Source organism: Mycobacterium sp. Dal123C01, from assembly GCF_052566995.1.
In genome coordinates, this window is sequence record NZ_CP199580.1 from 1,633,504 (window position 1) to 1,651,276 (window position 17,773).

Sequence of the window (17,773 nt, forward strand, 5' to 3'; positions counted from 1 at the left end):
TCAGCGCTGCGTCACCCGGGTTTGCAAGAACAGCTCGAGTTGTTCGCCATACGCTTGCAGCGAATCGGCGGTCAGCATCTCAAGATGCGTGCTGTCGACCGAGTACGTGGCGACTTCCCCGGCGACATAAGGCCGCCAGATTCGTTGCTGGGACCGGGCCGCCCGTCCGGTTCGCAGTCCCCGCCACCGTGACTTCGGTCGGGGGCCGCCACCGTTCTCGTTTCGACCGCGGGCCGCGGCGAAGATGACCATGTCGCCGTCGAACACACCAGGCACGTGTTCGGCCAGACGCAGCTGGTTTGCCTTGACGCTCTGCGCCATGAACTCCAGCAGCTGCTGGGGGGGAAGCGGGAAGGCAAACTCCAGCGCCCCCTGCTGATGAACGAGTTCTTCGGCCTGCCGGTAGGTGAGGGGCCCCGACTGTACGGGGATGTCGATGCGGTTGGTCCGCAAGATGTGTTCCAGGATGTGGCTTTCGTCCAACGTCTGGGTCTTTGCGACGGCCCGGCTGGCGCTCAGTTTTGCGATGAACTTGTGGGCACTGAATACCGGGTCAAGCAGTACCAGGCTTTGCACCACGCATCCGCGCCGCTGGAGCTCAATGGCGAGTTCGTGGGCCACGACGCCCCCGAACGACCAGCCGAGAATCTTGTAGGGCCCGTCGGGATATAGGGCTTGGATCCGGTCTGCGTAGTTCGCCGCCATCTGACGAATCGAGGCCGGCTCCTGTTCGTCGTCGTGCGGGATTTGGTTGATCCCGATGATCGGGCAATTCAGATAGTTGCCCAGGGCCCGATACGACCAGCTAAGTCCGAGGCCGTCGTGGATGCAGCACAACGGAACGCCGGTGCCCTCCTGGAAGACCTCGACCGGGATGACCTCCGCGGTGCTGTCCTGCTTGCCCAACTGCTCGCTCAGGCTTCGGACGGACGGGGCATAGAACATGGTGCGTACCGGAAGGTGAATATCGAGGGCCGCGTTGAGCGCGGCGATCACCCGCATTGCGGATAGCGAATCGCCGCCGAGGTCGAAGAACGAATCGTCCACCCCGACGCGCTCTATGCCCAGCACTTGTGCGTAGATGCCGGCGATGACCTGCTCGGTCTCGGTGTGCGGGGCCTGGAACGGTGTGGCGGCGAATACCGGTGCCGGTAGCGCCTTGGTGTCGATCTTGCCCGAGGAGGTCAACGGGAACTCGTCGAGCACCACAATCTGCGCCGGCACCATGTATTCGGGTAATTGCGCGCTTAACCGCTGGCGGACGGCGCTGATCTCCATGTTGGTGTTCGGGTTGTTGGCGTGGGTCGTGCGTTGGTGGGCTGCGGCGCTGGGCCGATAGAGGTCGGTCAGCGGGGGGCCGGGCTCGGTGGTGGTGAGGAAGACGGCGTCCAGGGTGCCGGGCTCGGCACCCCAGGTGACGGCGACGTGGTATCCGGCGTTTTCGCCGAGGCGGTGCAGCTGTTCGGGGGTGACGGCGTCGGGGGTTGCCGTGGGTTGGGCGAGCGCGTCGGTCAGTGGCAGCCCGTCGGCCAGCGCGTGCTCGATGCGGACGTCGGTGGATAGTCCGGCGCGGGGGATCTCGGTGATGCGGACCGCGGTGGGGCGTTGCGAGGCCAAGCGTGCGTGCAGCCCGAGCAGGCCTGCGAATTCGGGCCACGTCCAGGTGGGCGCGGCGGCCACGGAGCGTACCGGCGCGGGGGTTTTGCGGATGACGATGTCGTAGCGGTACCGGTTGAGTTCGTTGTCGGCGAACCCGCGTTTGACTTGGATGTCGAGTCCCGCCGCGGACGCGTGGCCGGCGGCCCAGGTAGCGAAGAAGTCGGGCGCCAGCAGTAGTTCGGGTTCGCTGACCACGGCGCGGTGGGCCCGTTGGCGGATCTCGGCGGCGTCGGCGGTGGTGGTGCGGGCGAGTGCGACTCCGGTTTGGAACGCGTGCTGCAGGGCGTGGTTACGGATGTCGCCGATGAACAGTGCGCCGCCGGGAGCGAGCAGCTCCATGGCGCTGTCGATGAGGTCGGTCAGGTATCCGCTGTTGGGGAAGTACTGGGCGACCGAGTTGACAATGATGGTGTCGAAGTAGCCCTGCGGCAGTGCCTCGGTGACGTGAGCGGGCCGGGCCAGCAGCTGGACCCGCTCCCGCCAGGGCACCTGCAGCCGCTCCAGCGAACCGGCGAGGTTGTCGATGGCCACCGCCGACATGTCCGTGGCGACATAACGCTCACAATGCGGGGCGATCTGCGACAGCAGTAGCCCCGAACCGGCGCCGATCTCCAGCACTCGCCTGGGTCGCAGCGCCATGATCCGGTCCACCGTGGCCGCGCGCCACTCGAACATCTCCTCGAGCGGAATCGGATCACCGGTGTAGCTGCTGTTCCAGCCGCGGAAATCCATGCCGAATTCCGGCACGCCGCCCTGACCGTCGTACAGCTCGTCGTACACGTGTTGCCACTGCCCGACGATTTCGGCGTTGTGGTCTGCGGTGGTGGCGCGCCCCAGGGTGAGGTAGGCGATGAGGTGATCGCCGGCGTTGCTGTGGTGCACCGTGGTGACGGCCTGGGTGACCTGCGGGGCGGCCAGCAGGGCGCTGTCGATTTCGCCGAGTTCGATGCGATAGCCGCGGATCTTGACCTGCTCGTCGGCGCGCCCGACATACCGCAGCTGCCCATCGGAGCCCCAGGACACCAGATCCCCGGTGCGATACATCCGTGTCCCTGCCTCGCCGAACGGACACGCCAGGAACCGCGATGCCGTCAGATCCGGCCGGCGCACATATCCACCGGCCAACCCCGCGCCGGCCACATACAACTCGCCAACCACCCCGGCCGGCACAGGACGCAGCCACTTGTCCAGCACGAAAAACGCGAGATGCCCCAGCGGCCCGCCGATCGGGCTGACATTGCTCTCGGCGTCGCCGTCGACGAGCTCCCGGAACGAGGCGTGCACGGTCGTCTCGGTGATGCCATACATATTGATCAGCCGCGGCGATCCCGGATGATTCTGCAGCCAAGGCCGAAGACGTTGCGGCTCAAGGGCTTCACCGCCAAATACCACCGTCTGAAGCGTCAGCTGTTGGGCCAGCTCGGGCTGAAGGGTGTCCGCGGTTTGCAGTGCGTAGAACGCCGTGGGTGTACGGCTCAGCACGCCGACGCGCTCGGCGACCAGCAGCGCGTGGAAGTCCTCGGGGGAACGGGCCACCGATTCGGGCACCACCACCAGCCGCCCGCCGGACAGCAGCGCACCCCAGATCTCCCACACCGAGAAGTCGAAGGCCAGCGAATGACACTGTGTCCATACCTGTTTCGCCTCAATTTCGTCCTCCAGCGAGTGCAGCAGCTGGGTGACGTTGCGGTGCGGGACGGCCACACCTTTGGGTGTGCCGGTGGTGCCCGACGTGTAGATGATGTAAGCGATGTCATCGGCGGCCGGCATTGGTGGTGCGGTGCACGGGCAGCCGGGGATGCGGGGGTCATCGACCGTGATGACCGCCAGGTCGTACCCGTCGAGCCGGTCGGACAGCGCGGCGGTGGTGATCGCGACGACCGGCCTGGCATCGGCAACCATGAATCCGATCCTTGTGTCGGGGTGGGCCGGGTCGATTGCCAGGTAGGCCGCCCCGGTCTTCAGCACCGCCAGGATCGCGATGATCGCCTCGGCGGACTGCGTAAACAGCAGCGCCACACACTGTCCCGGGCCCGCCCCGTGCGCGGCCAGCAGGTGCGCCAGCCGGTTGGCGTCCTCCTCGAGTTCCCGATAGGTCATCGACAAGCCGGCGAAGGTCACGGCCAGCGCCTGCGGTGTACGCGCCACTTGCTCTGCCCACCGCACCGGGATCGCCGCCGCCGGGTATGCGGGCTGACTCAATGCCTTCCGGTTGCCCCATTGATCCAGCCGCGTGTACTCGTCGGGTTCGAGGAGATCCGCCGACGACAGTCGGCGGTTGGGGTCGGTGGTCACGGCCACCAGCACGCGTTGCAGCCGCTCGATCAGGCTGCGAATGCTGGCCGCGTCGAACACGTCGGTGCGATACTCGACCGTCCCACCGATCCCGGCGGGCGCACCGGTGTCGCTCCAGTGCTCGGCGAGGTGGAACACCAAATCCATTCGGGCGGTGTGGGTGTCCATCGGCAGCGGAGTGACCTGTAGATCATCCAGGGCTAATCCGGCAGCGGGATTGACTTTCTGTCCCTGGACGCTCTGCCAGGCCAGCATCACCTGGACCAGCGGGTGATGGGTCAGGGAGCGAGTGGGGTTGACCCGCTCGACGAGGACCTCGAAGGGCACGTCTTGGTGTTCGAACGCAGCCAGGCTGCGCCGTCGTACCTGGGCCAGCAGCTCGGCGAAGGTGGGATCCCCGGCCACCTCGACGCGGAGCACCAGGGTGTTGACGAAAAAGCCCACCAACTCATCGAGTGCGGGGTCGCGCCGACCGGCAATCGGGAAGCCCACTGCCACATCGGAACTGGAGCTGACCGCCGATAGCAGCACCGCGAGGGCGGCCTGGATCACCATGAAGCTGGTTGCGTCATGTGCGCGGGCTACATCACGCACCTGCTGCTGCAGCTCGGCCGGCCACTCCATCGCCACGTTGGAGCCGCGGTAGTCGGCAACCAGTGGGTAAGGCCGGTCGGTGGGCAGCTGCAACCGCTCGGGCATTCCGGCCAGCGCCTGTTCCCAGTAGGCCAGCTGGGCGGCAATGGGGCTGTGGGCGTCGGCCAGATCGCCGAATTGCGTGCGCTGCCACAGCGTGTAGTCGACGTATTGCACCGCCAACGGCGCCTGCCGTGGGTCCCGGCGCTGCCGTCGTGCCCGATACGCCTCGCTGATATCCCTGGCCATCGGAGCCAGCGACCACCCATCGAAAGCGATGTGGTGCACCACAATTCCGACGAAATACTCCTCGGGGGCTACCGAATAGATCTGCGCACGAATCGGGATCTCGGCCGACAAATCAAACTGGTATTGGGCCAGCGCCACCAATTCCGACACCATGCGGTGTGCGGCCAGCGACCGCACCGCGTCGCCACCGCGCCGCCACATTCCCGGGGCCGCCGGTAGCACCTCCTGGTACGGCACACCGTCGATGTCGACGAAGATGGTGCGCAGCGATTCATGGCGGGCGATGACGTCATCGAGGGCCGCGTCCAGCGCCTCGACGTCGAGTGCGCCGTTGATCCGGAACGCGGTCGGCATGTTGTAGGTCGCCACCCCGCCTTCGAATCGATAGAGGAACCACAACCGGGATTGGGCGAACGACAGCGGAATCAATGCGGGTCGCTGGCCTACTATCAGCGGCTTACGCCGGCCGGCTTCGTCTGTGCCGATGCGGGGCGCTAGCTGGGCGATGGTGGGTGCGTCGAACAGGGTGTGTACTTCGAGGTCGGCATCGAGGCCGGAGTTGACGGCGGTGATCAGGCGCATCGCCGACAGGGAGTCTCCGCCGAGGTCGAAGAAGGAGTCGTCGATGCCGACGTGTTCGAGGCCCAGGACTTGGGCGTAGATGTCGGCCAGGATTTCTTCGACGGCGTTGGTGGGGGCGCGGTAGTGATCGGCGTCGTGGTAGTCGGGTGCAGGCAGGGCGCGGGTGTCGAGTTTGCCGTTGGTCGTCAGCGGCAGGGCCTCGAGCACCACGATGACGGCGGGGATCAGGTAGGCGGGGAGGCTGTCGGCCAGTGTGTTGCGCAGCGCGGCCGGGTCGGCGGTTCCGGTGACATACCCGATCACGCGGGTGGTGCCGGAGCCGTCCTCGCGGGTGATGACGGCGGCTTGTTCGACGCCGTCCAAACCGGCTAGGGCCGTCTGGATTTCGCCGAGTTCGATGCGGTAGCCGCGAATCTTGACTTGCTGATCGGCGCGTCCGACGTAGTCCAGTTGGCCATCGGGATGCCAGCGCACCAGGTCGCCGGTGCGATACATCCGGGCACCGGGTTCGCCGTAGGGACAGGCCACAAACCGCGACGCCGTCAACTCCGACCGGCTCACGTACCCGCATGCAACCCCGGCACCGGCGACGTACAACTCACCGACCACTCCGATGGGCACCGGGCGTAGCCAGCCGTCGAGCACGAACAGCGCCGCGGTCGCTACCGGCGCACCGATGGGCGCGGCACCTGACCCCATGGTCAGGGGCGCACTGATCGAGGCGTAGACGGTGACCTCGGTGGGGCCGTAGGCGTTGATCACCACTCTGCCATCCGCCCACTGGTCCACGACCTCGGCGGAACAGGCTTCCCCGCCCAGCAGCACCGCAACCGACTCCAACTGCCGCGGTGCCAATGCGGCTGCAGCTGAAGGTGTTTGGGTCAGAATGGTGACGCCTTCGTCGACCAACAGGGTGTGGAAGTCATCCGGTGAGGCGGTCACCGACTCCGGCACCACGACGAGTCGCCCGCCGCCGAGCAGGGCGGCCCAGATCTCCCACACCGAGAAGTCGAAGCTATAGGAGTGGCATTGCGTCCACACCTGCGCGAGCGGGAGGTGCGCGGGTGTGGAGCTCGCCAGGTGGGCCAGGTTGCGATGAGTGACCGCAACGCCTTTGGGAACACCGGTGGTGCCGGAGGTGTAAATCAGATATGCGAGATCGTCTGGTTGTGGGACCCGTGGCGGGGTGGCGGATTGGGTGGCCACGGCGGGGTCATTGACATCGATGATCCGAAGGTCGTATCCGTCCAACCGCGAGCGCAGCTCCCCGGTGGTGAGTGCGGCGATCGGGGCGGCGTCGGCGAGCATGAACCCGATCCGCGCGTCGGGGTTGGACGGGTCGATCGCCAGATAGGCCGCACCCGCCTTCAGTACCGCCAGCATTGCAATGATGGCATCCGTCGAGCGCGAAAACAGCAGCGCCACAAACTGTCCCGGGCCGGCTCCCTGGCTGACCAGCAAGTGTGCCAACCGGTTAGCGGCCTCGTCGAGCTCCCGATAGCTGTGCGAGCATCCTTCGAAGCTCACCGCCACCGCCTCCGGGTCGCGCTGCACATGCTCAGCGAACAACTCCGGGATCGACACCGGCGCAGGCGCGCGCCGCGTCAACACCTCCCTATTACCCACGTCATCCATCAGGGCCTGCTCGTCCGCGTCCAACAGCTGAATCGACGACAACCTGCGGGTGGGGTCGGTGACCATGGACGCAAGCACGTGGTGCAGCTGCTGCAGGAGCGTCTGGATGCCGTCGGCGGTGAGGACGTCAGCGTTGTACTCGACCCGCAGGCCGAGCTCAGTGCCGGGCATGGCTTGCAGGGTCAGGGGGTAATGGTTGAATTCGCGGGCCGTCATCCCGGTGATGGCCAGCCCGTCGACGCCCACCAGATTGGCGGTGTCGACCGGATAGTTCTCGAACACGAATAGCGTGTCGAAGAGTTGCTCGTGGCCCGTGACGTGATGGATCTCGGATAGCGCCAGATGCTGGTGCTCGAGGGTGTCGTTGTTGGTGCCGTGCAACTGATCAAGCAGCCCGGCGGTGGTGGTCGCAGGCGTGCATTTGGCCCGCACCGGCACGGTGTTGATCAGCAGGCCCACCATCGATTCCGCGCCCGGGACATCGGTGGGCCGACCGGAGACCGCGGTGCCGAAGGCGACGTCCAGCTGGCCGGTCAACCACATCAGCAGCTGGGCCCAGCCGACCTGCAACACGGTATTGACGGTGGTGTGATGCGAGCGAGCCAGCTCGCTGAGCGCCCGCGTCATCTGCTGACTGACCCGAGACGTCTCGACCCCTCGCCGCCCCGGCCCAATCCGCCCCGGTGGTCCCACCAAGGTGGGAATGTCAAAGCCTTCGAACGCCTCTCGCCAGGCCGCCCGGGCGGCACCGAAGTCTCGTTCGGCCAGCCAGCTGACAAACCGGCGATAGGGTGTGGGCGCGGGTAGTCGGTGCCCGAAATAGCTGGCGAAGATCTCCTGCGCCAGGATCGGCAGCGACCAGCCATCGAGCACGATGTGGTGATTGGTCAGCACCAACCGGTGAACGTCTTTAGCGGTGTGGATCAACACGACCCGGAACGCCGGCGGCTCAGTCAGATCGCAGACCGCGGCGCGCTCGGCAGCGGACACCTGGTCGAGCTGCGCAGCGGTATCACCGAGATCGAGGTATTGCCAGGCCGGTTCGGGGTCGGCCGGAATGATCTGTACCGGCTGGTCGAATTGCCGGCAGAATCGAGCGGCCAGGTTGGGATGGCGGGTGAGAACGATGCGCACCGCTTCGCAGAGCCGGTCGGCGTCCAGCGAGCCGGTGATGGTGATGTCCAGCTGCATCGCATAGACATCGCCGGTGTTGCCGTGGATCGTGTTGGCGTGGAACAGCAGTCCCTGCTGCAGCGGGGTGAGCGGCAAGATATCGGCGATGCGGTCGTGCCGGCACAGCTCGTCGATCTGCTGCTGGCTGAGCCGGGCCGGGACGATGTCTGACGGGGTCAACCCGCCGCCGCCGCGTCGGACGTGAGCGCAGATCCCGCCCAGGGCGTCAAACCACAATTGACTGAGCCGGTCGATTTGCTCGTTATCAATGGTCGAGGGCGCCCAGGTCCAGGTGGCGTGCAGGTGTGGCCCGGTGTCGGTGTCAAGGGTGCCGGCATTGAGCTCTACGGTGTGTCCCAACGGCATTGGGATCGCGGCGGCCGCAGCGGCCATCGAGACACCGTCGCGGCTGAGCTGCCACAGGTCGCTGGAGAGCTCGGTCGCTGCGGCGCCCAGTCGCCCGAGGTAGTTGAACCCGATCGCCGGGTCGGCTCCGGTCAGGTCTACCTCGGGGTTGAGGTAGCGCAGCAGGCCGTAGGTGAGGCCGTCGGGCAGGGCGCGCAGTTGTTCCTTGGCGTCTTTGATCACCGCGCCCAGCGCGGCCTCGCCGGCGAGTACCTGCGCCCAGTTCAGGCCTCCAACACCAAGGGCCACCGGATATTTGGTGGTGAACCAGCCCACCGTGCGCGACAGGTCCACCTCGCCGGCCAGGTCGTCGTGGCGGCCGTGGCCTTCGACGTCGATGCTGATCGGTGTGGCGGTGCCCAAGAATTCTGCCCAGGCCAACCCGAACGCGATCAACAGAATGTCTTGCACGCCAGCGTGGAACGCCGCGGGCACCGCACCCAACAGCAACCGGGTGGTCTCGGTGTCCAGCTCCACTGACATCTGCCCCGCACTGGCGTAGGTGTCGAGCTCAGGTTGGGGGGTGGGCAGTGCGCCCGGGACCGCCAACACGTGTGACCAGGAGTCGGCGTGGTCGACGACCTCCGCGGCGCGGGCGTGTTCGGCCAGCAGCGACGACCACCGGGCGAACGACGTGCCGCCCGGGGGCAACGCGAGCGGCTGGCCGCTGTGGTGCTGGCCCCAGGCGATATTCAGGTCCTCCAACAGGATTCGCCACGACACCGCATCGACAGCCAGGTGGTGAATCGCCAGTATCAGCTGGCCGGTGGAGGTAGCCCACACTGCGCTCAGCATCGACCCGGTGGCCGGGTTCAACCGGGTCCGCGCCTCGACCAGGGCCTCCTCGGACAGCTCCTCGACGGTGATCAGGCACGCGCGGGCCTCCACCGAGCCGGGCTCGGGCACCCACAAGGACCACGCCCCGGCGCGGTCGTTGTCGACGCGTAGTCGCAGCATGGCGTGCCGATCCAGCAACGCCTGCAGCACCACCAGCACGTCGGCCTCGGTCACCCCGGCCGGCGCTTGCACCACCATCGTCTGGTTGAACTGCTCGACCGGACCGTCCACATTCTGCAGCCAGCGCATGATCGGGGTGGTCACCACGGGCCCGATGCCCTCATCGGCCACGCCGCTGTCACCGGCGGCGACGGTGGCTACCAGGGCCAGCCGGGCCACGGTCTGCTCGACGAAAATGTCACGCGGACGGCACAACACACCGGCCGCCCGTGCCCGGGCCACGACTTGCATCGACAAGATGCTGTCCCCGCCCAAATCGAAGAACGAGTCGTCGACTCCGACTCGATCTACGCCGAGGACGTCGGCGTAGATCCCGGCCAGGGTCTCCTCGATGGCGGTAACCGGGGCGCGGTAACGGTCGACATCGCGGTGCTCCGGTGCGGGCAAGGCGCGGATGTCGAGTTTCCCGTTGACCGTCAGTGGCAGCGCGTCGATCATCACCACCGCAGACGGGACCATATATGGCGGGAGCCGATCAGCCAGCGCGGCCCGTGCCTGGGCGGGGTCGGCGGTGCCGGTGATGTAGCCGACCAGGCGGGTAATTCCGGCACGGTCTTCGCGGGTGATCACCACGGCCTGATCCACGCCATCCAAACCGGCTAGGGCTGAGCGGATTTCGCCGAGTTCGATGCGGTACCCGCGGATCTTGACTTGCTCATCGGCACGCCCGAGGTACTCCAGTTGCCCGTCGGAGCGCCAGCGCACCAGGTCGCCGGTGCGATACATCCGCGATCCGGGGCCGCCGAAGGGGCAACAGACAAATCGCGACGCGGTCAACTCGGCCCGCCCGAGGTATCCGCAAGCCACACCGGCACCGGCGATATACAACTCGCCGACCACGCCGGTGGGTACCGGGCGCAACCAGGGATCCAGGACGAACAGGGCCGCGGTCGCCACCGGCGCACCTATGGGTGCGGCACCCGATCCCGCTGCTAGGGGGTTGCTCATGGACGCGTACACGGTGGCTTCGGTGGGGCCGTAGGCGTTGATCACCACCCGGCCATCCGCCCACTGATCCACCACCTCGGCCGAGCAGGGCTCCCCGCCCAGCAGCAACGCTGTGGACTCCAACTGGTGCGGAGTCAATGCCGCGATAGCAGAGGGGGTTTGGGTGAGCACATTGACGCGTTCGGCCACCAACAGGGCGTGGAAATCTTCGGGCGAGGTCGTCACCGATTCGGGAACCACCACCAGCCGCCCGCCGCCAAGCAGGGCGGCCCAGATCTCCCACACCGAGAAGTCGAACGCATACGAGTGGCACTGCGTCCACACCTGGGCCACCGGCAGCTCTTCGGGCGTTGACTCCGCCAAATGCGCCAGGTTGCGGTGAGTGACGGCCACACCCTTGGGAGTGCCGGTGGTACCCGAGGTGTAGACGAGGTACGCGATGTCGTCGGGCGACGGCGCGGGCAGCGCGGTGTCGGGTTGGGTGTCCACCGCGGGGTCGTCGATGTCGATGACCGCCAGGTCGTGCCCGGCGAGCCGGGGGAGTAGCCCCGCGGTGGTGATCGCGGCGGTCGGCGCGGCATCGCTGAGCATGAATCCGATTCGCGCATCGGGCAGTGCGGGGTCGATCGCCAGGTATGCCGCCCCCGTCTTGAGCACCGCCAGCATCGCGACGATCGCCTCGGCCGAGCGCGGCATCAGTAGCGCCACACACCGTCCCGGCTGTGCGCCGTGACCAGTCAGCAAGTGTGCCAGCCGGTTCGACGCATCGTCGAGGACGCGATACGTCAGTGAGCGACCCTCGAAGGTGATCGCCGCCGCCTCCGGTGTACGGGCAACGCGCTCGGCGAATAGCACCGGGACCGACACCGCGGCCGGTGTGGGCCGGGCCAACACCGCGCGGTTTCCGACCTCGTCGAGACGGATGTGTTCATCGGCATCCAACAATTCGATCGAGGAAAAGCGCCGAGTGGTGTCGCCGGTGATGGCCTCCAGCACCCGCCCGAACCGCCGGACCAGAGTGTGGATGCTGTCGGCGTCGAACACGTCGGTGCGATATTCCACCGTCCCGGAAATTCCGGCGGGTTCACCGGCCCGGGTCCAGCGTTCGGTCAGCGAGAACGCTAAATCCGTTCGCGCGGTGTGGGTATCAATCGGCAGCGGGGTGACCTGGACATCACCCAACGCCAATCCGGAGGCGGGACCGTCGTCGTGCAGGCTCTGCCAGCCCAACATCACCTGGACCAGTGGGTGATAGGTCAGGCTACGGGTGGGATTGAGGCGTTCGACGAGGACTTCGAACGGCACGTCCTGGTGCTCGTAGGCGGCCAGGCTGCGCTGGCGCACCTGGGCGAGCAACTCGGTGACGGTAGGGTCGCCGTCGACTTCCACGCGCAGCACCAGGGTGTTGACGAAGAAACCGACCAGCTCATCGAGCGCGGCGTCTCGGCGTCCGGCGATCGGGAATCCCACGGCCACATCGGGACTTGCGCTGACCGCCGACAGCAGTGCCGCCAGGGCGGCCTGTACCACCATGAAGCTGGTCGCATTGTGCTCTCGCGCCACCTCGCGCACCCGCTGCTGCAACTCGGCCGGCCACTGGACCGCCACACTCGCCCCACGCTGATCGGCCACCGGCGGGTAAGGCCGGTCGGCGGGAAGTGTCAAGCGCTCCGGCATTCCGGCCAGGGCATCTTCCCAGTAGCCGAGTTGGGCCGCGATCGGGCTGCCGGTGTCGTCGAGACGACCGAACTGCGCGTGCTGCCACAGCGTGAAATCGGGGTACTGCAGCGGCAATCGCGTCCAGCCCGGCGCTTCTCCTGCGCACCGGGCGGCATACGCCGTCCCCAGATCACGCACCAGCGGCGTGATCGAGGAGCCGTCGGCGGCGATGTGGTGCACCACGCCCACCAGCACATGCTCGTCATCGCCGAGGCGGAAAAGTGTCGCCCGCAACGGGATATCGGTGGTCAGATCGAATGTGTAGCGCGCCGCGGAGTCGATCGACGCTTCTAGCCGGGCCGCGCGCCAGCCGCTGGAATCGACTACCCGCCAACCAAACTCGGCTGGCTCAGCGGGCAGCACTACTTGCTGGGCGATGCCGTCCGGTGCCACAAAAACGGTCCGCAAGCTTTCATGGCGCGCGATCACATCGGCGAGTGCAGCATTGAGCGCGTCGACGTCGAGGCGGCCGGAAAGTCGCAACGCCACCGCCATGTTGTAGACCGGGGACGGCCCCTGCAGCTGATCGAGAAACCACAGCCGGGATTGGGCGAACGACAACGGCACCACCGAGGGTCGCTTCCCGGCCACCAACGGTTCCAGCCGCCCTCGGCCGGTGCCGATGCTGGGGGACAGCCGGGCGACCGTGGGTGCGTCGAACAAGGTGTGCATTTCGAGGTCGGCGTCGAGGCCGGAGTTGATGGTGGCGATCAGGCGCATCGCCGAGAGGGAGTCTCCGCCGAGGTCGAAGAAGGAGTCGTCGACTCCGACCTGCTCGACGCCGAGGACCTGGGCGTAAATGCCCGCGAGGATCTCCTCGATGGCGGTGGCCGGCGCGCGGTAATCACCGCCAATGCCTTGGTATTTGGGTGCTGGCAGGGCGCGGGTGTCGAGTTTGCCGTTGACCGTCATCGGCAGTGCCTCGAGTGCGACCAGCGCAGCCGGCACCATGTAGGACGGCAGCCGGTCGGCCAGCGCAGTCCGCAGCACGGTCGGGTCTGCGGTTCCGGTGATGTAGCCGACCAAGCGTTTGGCACCCGGGCGATCCTCGCGGGTGATCACGGCGGCCTGCTCGACACCATCCAAATTGAGGAGAGCCGTTTGGATTTCGCCCAACTCGATGCGGTGGCCGCGGATCTTGACTTGTTCGTCGGCACGACCGAGGTAGTCCAGCTGCCCGTCGGCGCCCCACCGCACCAGGTCGCCCGTGCGGTACATCCGGGCACCGGCATTACCGTAAGGGCAGGCGATAAACCGCGACGCGGTCAGCTCGGAGCGGTGCCAATACCCGTATCCCACGCCGCGCCCGGCCAGATACAGCTCGCCGACCACCCCGACGGGCACCGGGCGCAACCAACCGTCGAGCACAAAGAACGCCGCCCCCGACACCGGCGAACCAATGGGCGGCACACCCGAACCCGGCGCGAGCGGCGCACTCTTGGACGCCCACATCGTCGTCTCGGTCGGGCCGTAGACATTGATCATCGTCCGCCCGGGCGCCCATCGATCCACCACCTCGGGCGGGCAGGCCTCGGCGCCGATCACCAACGCCACCGACCCCAAACCATCGACGGAAAGCGCGCCCACCGCAGACGGGGTCTGGGTGAGAACGGTTACCTGTTCAGCGACTAGTAGGGCGTGGAAGGCCTCCGGTGAACGCGTCATCGGCTCGGGCACCACCACCAGCCGTCCACCGTGGAGCAGCGCGCCCCAGATCTCCCACACCGAAAAGTCGAACGCATAGGAGTGGAACTGGGTCCACACTTGTTCCGGCGTCAGCTCCAGCCCAGCATCCAGCGAGTCGAACAACTGGGTCACGTTAGAGTGGTTGACCGCAACACCTTTGGGGACACCGGTGGTGCCCGAGGTGTAGATGATGTGGGCGACCTCGTCGGGTGCCGGCAACGGTAGCGCCGTAACCGGCTGCGCCTCCGCCGCGGTGGCGTGGATATCGACGGTCGCCAGGTCGTAGCTGTCGAGCCGCGAAAGCAGTTCGGTCGTGGTCAGCGCCGCGATCGGCGCCGCGTCGGTCACCATGAACTCGATCCGCGCATCGGGGTGGGCCGGGTCGATCGGCACGTAGGCCGCCCCGGTCTTCAACACCGCCAATATCGCGACGATCGCCTCGGCTGAGCGCGAAAACAGCAGTGCCACAGACTGTCCCGGGCCCGCACCGAGACCGGCCAGCAGATGCGCCACCCGGTTGGCGGCCTCGTCGAGTTCGAGGTACGTCATCGAGCGACCCTCGAAGGTCACCGCCACCGCATCCGGGGTGCCCGCGACTTGCACCGCGAACAAAGCCGGAACCGACACCCCCGTCGCCGGCCGGGTCAACACCGCGCGATTACCGAACTCATCGATCAGGGCCAGCTCGTCGGGGTCCAACAGCTGGATCGCGGAAAGCGGTTTTGCCGCAGCGGTGCTCATGGCCACCAGTGCGCGTCGAAGTCGTTCGATCAGCGCCTCAATGGTTTTCGCCTCGAACAGGTCGGTGTCGTATTCGACGCGCAACTGGAGTTCGTCGCCGGGCATGGCCTGCAGGGTCAGCGGATAATGGTTGAACTCCCGGGCAATCATCGACGTGATGGCCAACCCGTTGGTGAGCACTGCGGACGTGTCGATGGGGTAGTTCTCGAACACGAACAGCGTGTCGAAAAGTTGGTCGTGGCCGGCGGCGCGGTGAATCTCGGTGAGCGCCAGGTGCTGGTGCTCGAAGGTGTGATTGGTGGACTGGTGCAGCTGGGCGAGCAAGTCGGTGGTCGTGGTGATGGCGGTGCTGGTGGCCCGCACCGGCACGGTATTGATCAGCAGTCCGACCATTGAATCGGAGCCGGCTAATTCGGCCGGGCGGCCCGAGACCGCGGTCCCGAAGGCGACGTCGTGCTGACCGGTCAGCCACATCAGCACCTGCGCCCAGCCGGCCTGCAGCACCGTGTTGACGGTGGTGTGATGTGCGCGAGCCAGTTCACCCAGGGCGCGGGTGGCCTGCTCTGACATCGACGAGTTGGCGACGCCGCGACGCCCGGGTCGCACTCGGGCCGGTGGGCCCACCAGGGTGGGGGCGTCGAAGCCGGCCAGCACCTCACGCCACGCGGTCTCGGCGGCATCGAGGTCCCGTTCGGCCAGCCAGGCGACGAACCTCCGATACGACCCGGCCGCGGGCAGTCGTTGCCCGTAATAGCTGGCGAAGATCTCTTGCGCCAGGATCGGCAGCGACCAGCCGTCCAGCACGATGTGGTGATTCGTCAGCACACACCGGTGGAGGTCTTTGGCGGTCTGGATCAACGCGACCCGAAACGCCGGCGGCTCGCTCAGATCGCAGACCGCGGCGCGTTCGGCGGCGCAGACCTGCTGAATCTGGTCCTCGGCGTTCAGCTGGTAATACCGCCAGGGCACGTCCGGATCGGCGAGCATGATCTGCACCGGTTCGTCGAACTGCTGGCAGAACCGGGCGGTCAGGTTGGGGTGACGGATGACCATGGTGTGCACGGCCGCGCGCAGCCGGTCCGGGTCCAGCGGGCCGGTAATCGTGATATCCAGCTGCATCGCATACAGGTCGTCGGCGTTGCCTTGCGCGGTGCTGGCGTGGAAGAGCAGCCCCTGCTGCAGCGGGGTGAGCGGCAAGATATCGGCGATGCGGTCGTGCCGGCACAGCTCGTCGATCTGCTGCTGGCTCAGGCGAGCCGGGACGATGTCCGACGGCGTCAGACCACCGCCGCCGCGTTGGACGTGTGCGCAGATCCCGGTCAAAGCCTCAAACCACAATTGGCTGAGCTGGCCGATCTGTTCGCGGTCGAGCACCGAGGACGCCCAGGTCCAGGTGGCCTGCAGGTGCGGGCCGGTGTCCGTGTCAAGGGTGCCGGCGTTGAGTTCCACTGTGTGCCCCAACGGCATTGGGATCGCGCTGGCAGCGGCCGCCACCGGCACGCCGTCCGGGCTGGCCCGCCATAAATCGCCCGAGACTTCGGCGGCGCTACCGAGTCGCCCCAGGTAGTTGAACCCGATTGCCGGATCGGCCCCGGCCAGGTCGACATCAGGGTTGAGGTAGCGCAGCAGCCCGTAGGTCAGGCCGTCGGGCAGGGCGCGCAGCTGCTCTTTGGCGTCCTTGACCACCGCACCCAACGCGGACTCACCGGCGAGCACCTGTGCCCAACTCAGGCGGCCCATGCTCAGCGCCACAGGATATTTGGTGGTGAACCAGCCGACCGTGCGCGACAAGTCCACCTCGCCGATCAGGTCGTCGTGGCGGCCGTGACCCTCCACATCGATCCCGATCGGTGTGGCGGTGCCCAAGAATTCTGCCCAGGCCAACGCGAACGCGATCAACAGAATGTCTTGCACCCCAGCGTGAAACGCCGCGGGCACCGCACCGAGCAGCAGGCGGGTCGTCTCCATATCGAGCTCCGCCGATAACTGGCCCGCACTCGCATAGGTATCCACTTCGGGCGCGGGTGCGGGCAGAGCGCCCGGAACCGCCGCCACCTGCCGCCAGAGGTCCGCCTGGGCTGCGACGTCGGGGCTGCGGCCGTGCTCGTCGAGCAGCGACGCCCACCGAGCAAAGGATGTCCCTGGCGCAGGCAGTTGTATCGGCTGGCCACTATGATGCTGGGCCCAAGCTAAATTGAGGTCCTCCAACAGGATTCGCCACGACACACCGTCGACGGCCAGATGGTGAATGATCAACACCACCTGGGATGTCGAGGTAACCCATAGCGCGCTCACCATCGCCCCGGCCGTCGGGTTCAACCGGGCCCGGGCTGCGACCAGCGCCTCATCGGAGAACGTTTCCACCGCCTGAAGACACCTTTGCGCCTCGACCGACCCGGCCCCGGGCACCTCTAGCGACCACCCCCCGGCGTCGGTGTTGTCGACGCGCAGCCGCAGCATGGCGTGGCGATCCAGCAGAGCCTGCAGCACCACCAGCACGTCGGCCTCGGTCACCCCGGCCGGCGCTTGCACCACGATCGTCTGGTTGAACTGCTCGATCGGGCCTTCCACGTTCTGCAGCCAGCGCATGATCGGGATGGCCGGCACCGGCCCGATGCCCTCATCGACTACGCCGCTATCGCCGGTGACCACGCCGGCCACCCGGGCCAGCCGGGCCACCGTCTGCTCGACGAAAATGTCACGCGGACGGCACAACACACCGGCCGCCCGCGCCCGGGCGACCACTTGCATCGACAAGATGCTGTCCCCGCCTAAATCGAAGAAGGAGTCGTCGATACCGACGTGTTCGAGGCCGAGGACTTGGGCGTAGATGCCGGCCAGGATTTCTTCGATGGCGTCGCCGGGCTCGCGGTAGTGGTCGGCGTCGTGGTATTCCGGGGCGGGCAGGGCGCGGGTGTCGCGTTTCCCGTTGACTGTCAGCGGTAGCGCGTCGAGGACCACGACAGCCGACGGAACCATGTACGACGGAAGTTGTTCGGCCAGCGCGGCGCGCAGCCCGGCCGGGTCAGCG

1 protein-coding gene (cut by a window edge) is annotated in these 17,773 nt (G+C 66.9%); it reads right to left on the reverse strand.

Annotated features, from left to right (window positions below; all coding sequences use genetic code 11):
* Window positions 1-17,773, reverse strand: the 3' portion of a protein-coding gene (locus ACTXG5_RS07820) for a non-ribosomal peptide synthase/polyketide synthase (protein WP_445163134.1). 13,433 nt of this gene lie beyond the right edge of the window; 17,773 of the gene's 31,206 nt are visible here — the last part of the coding sequence; its start codon lies off the right edge, out of view; the stop codon is at window positions 1-3.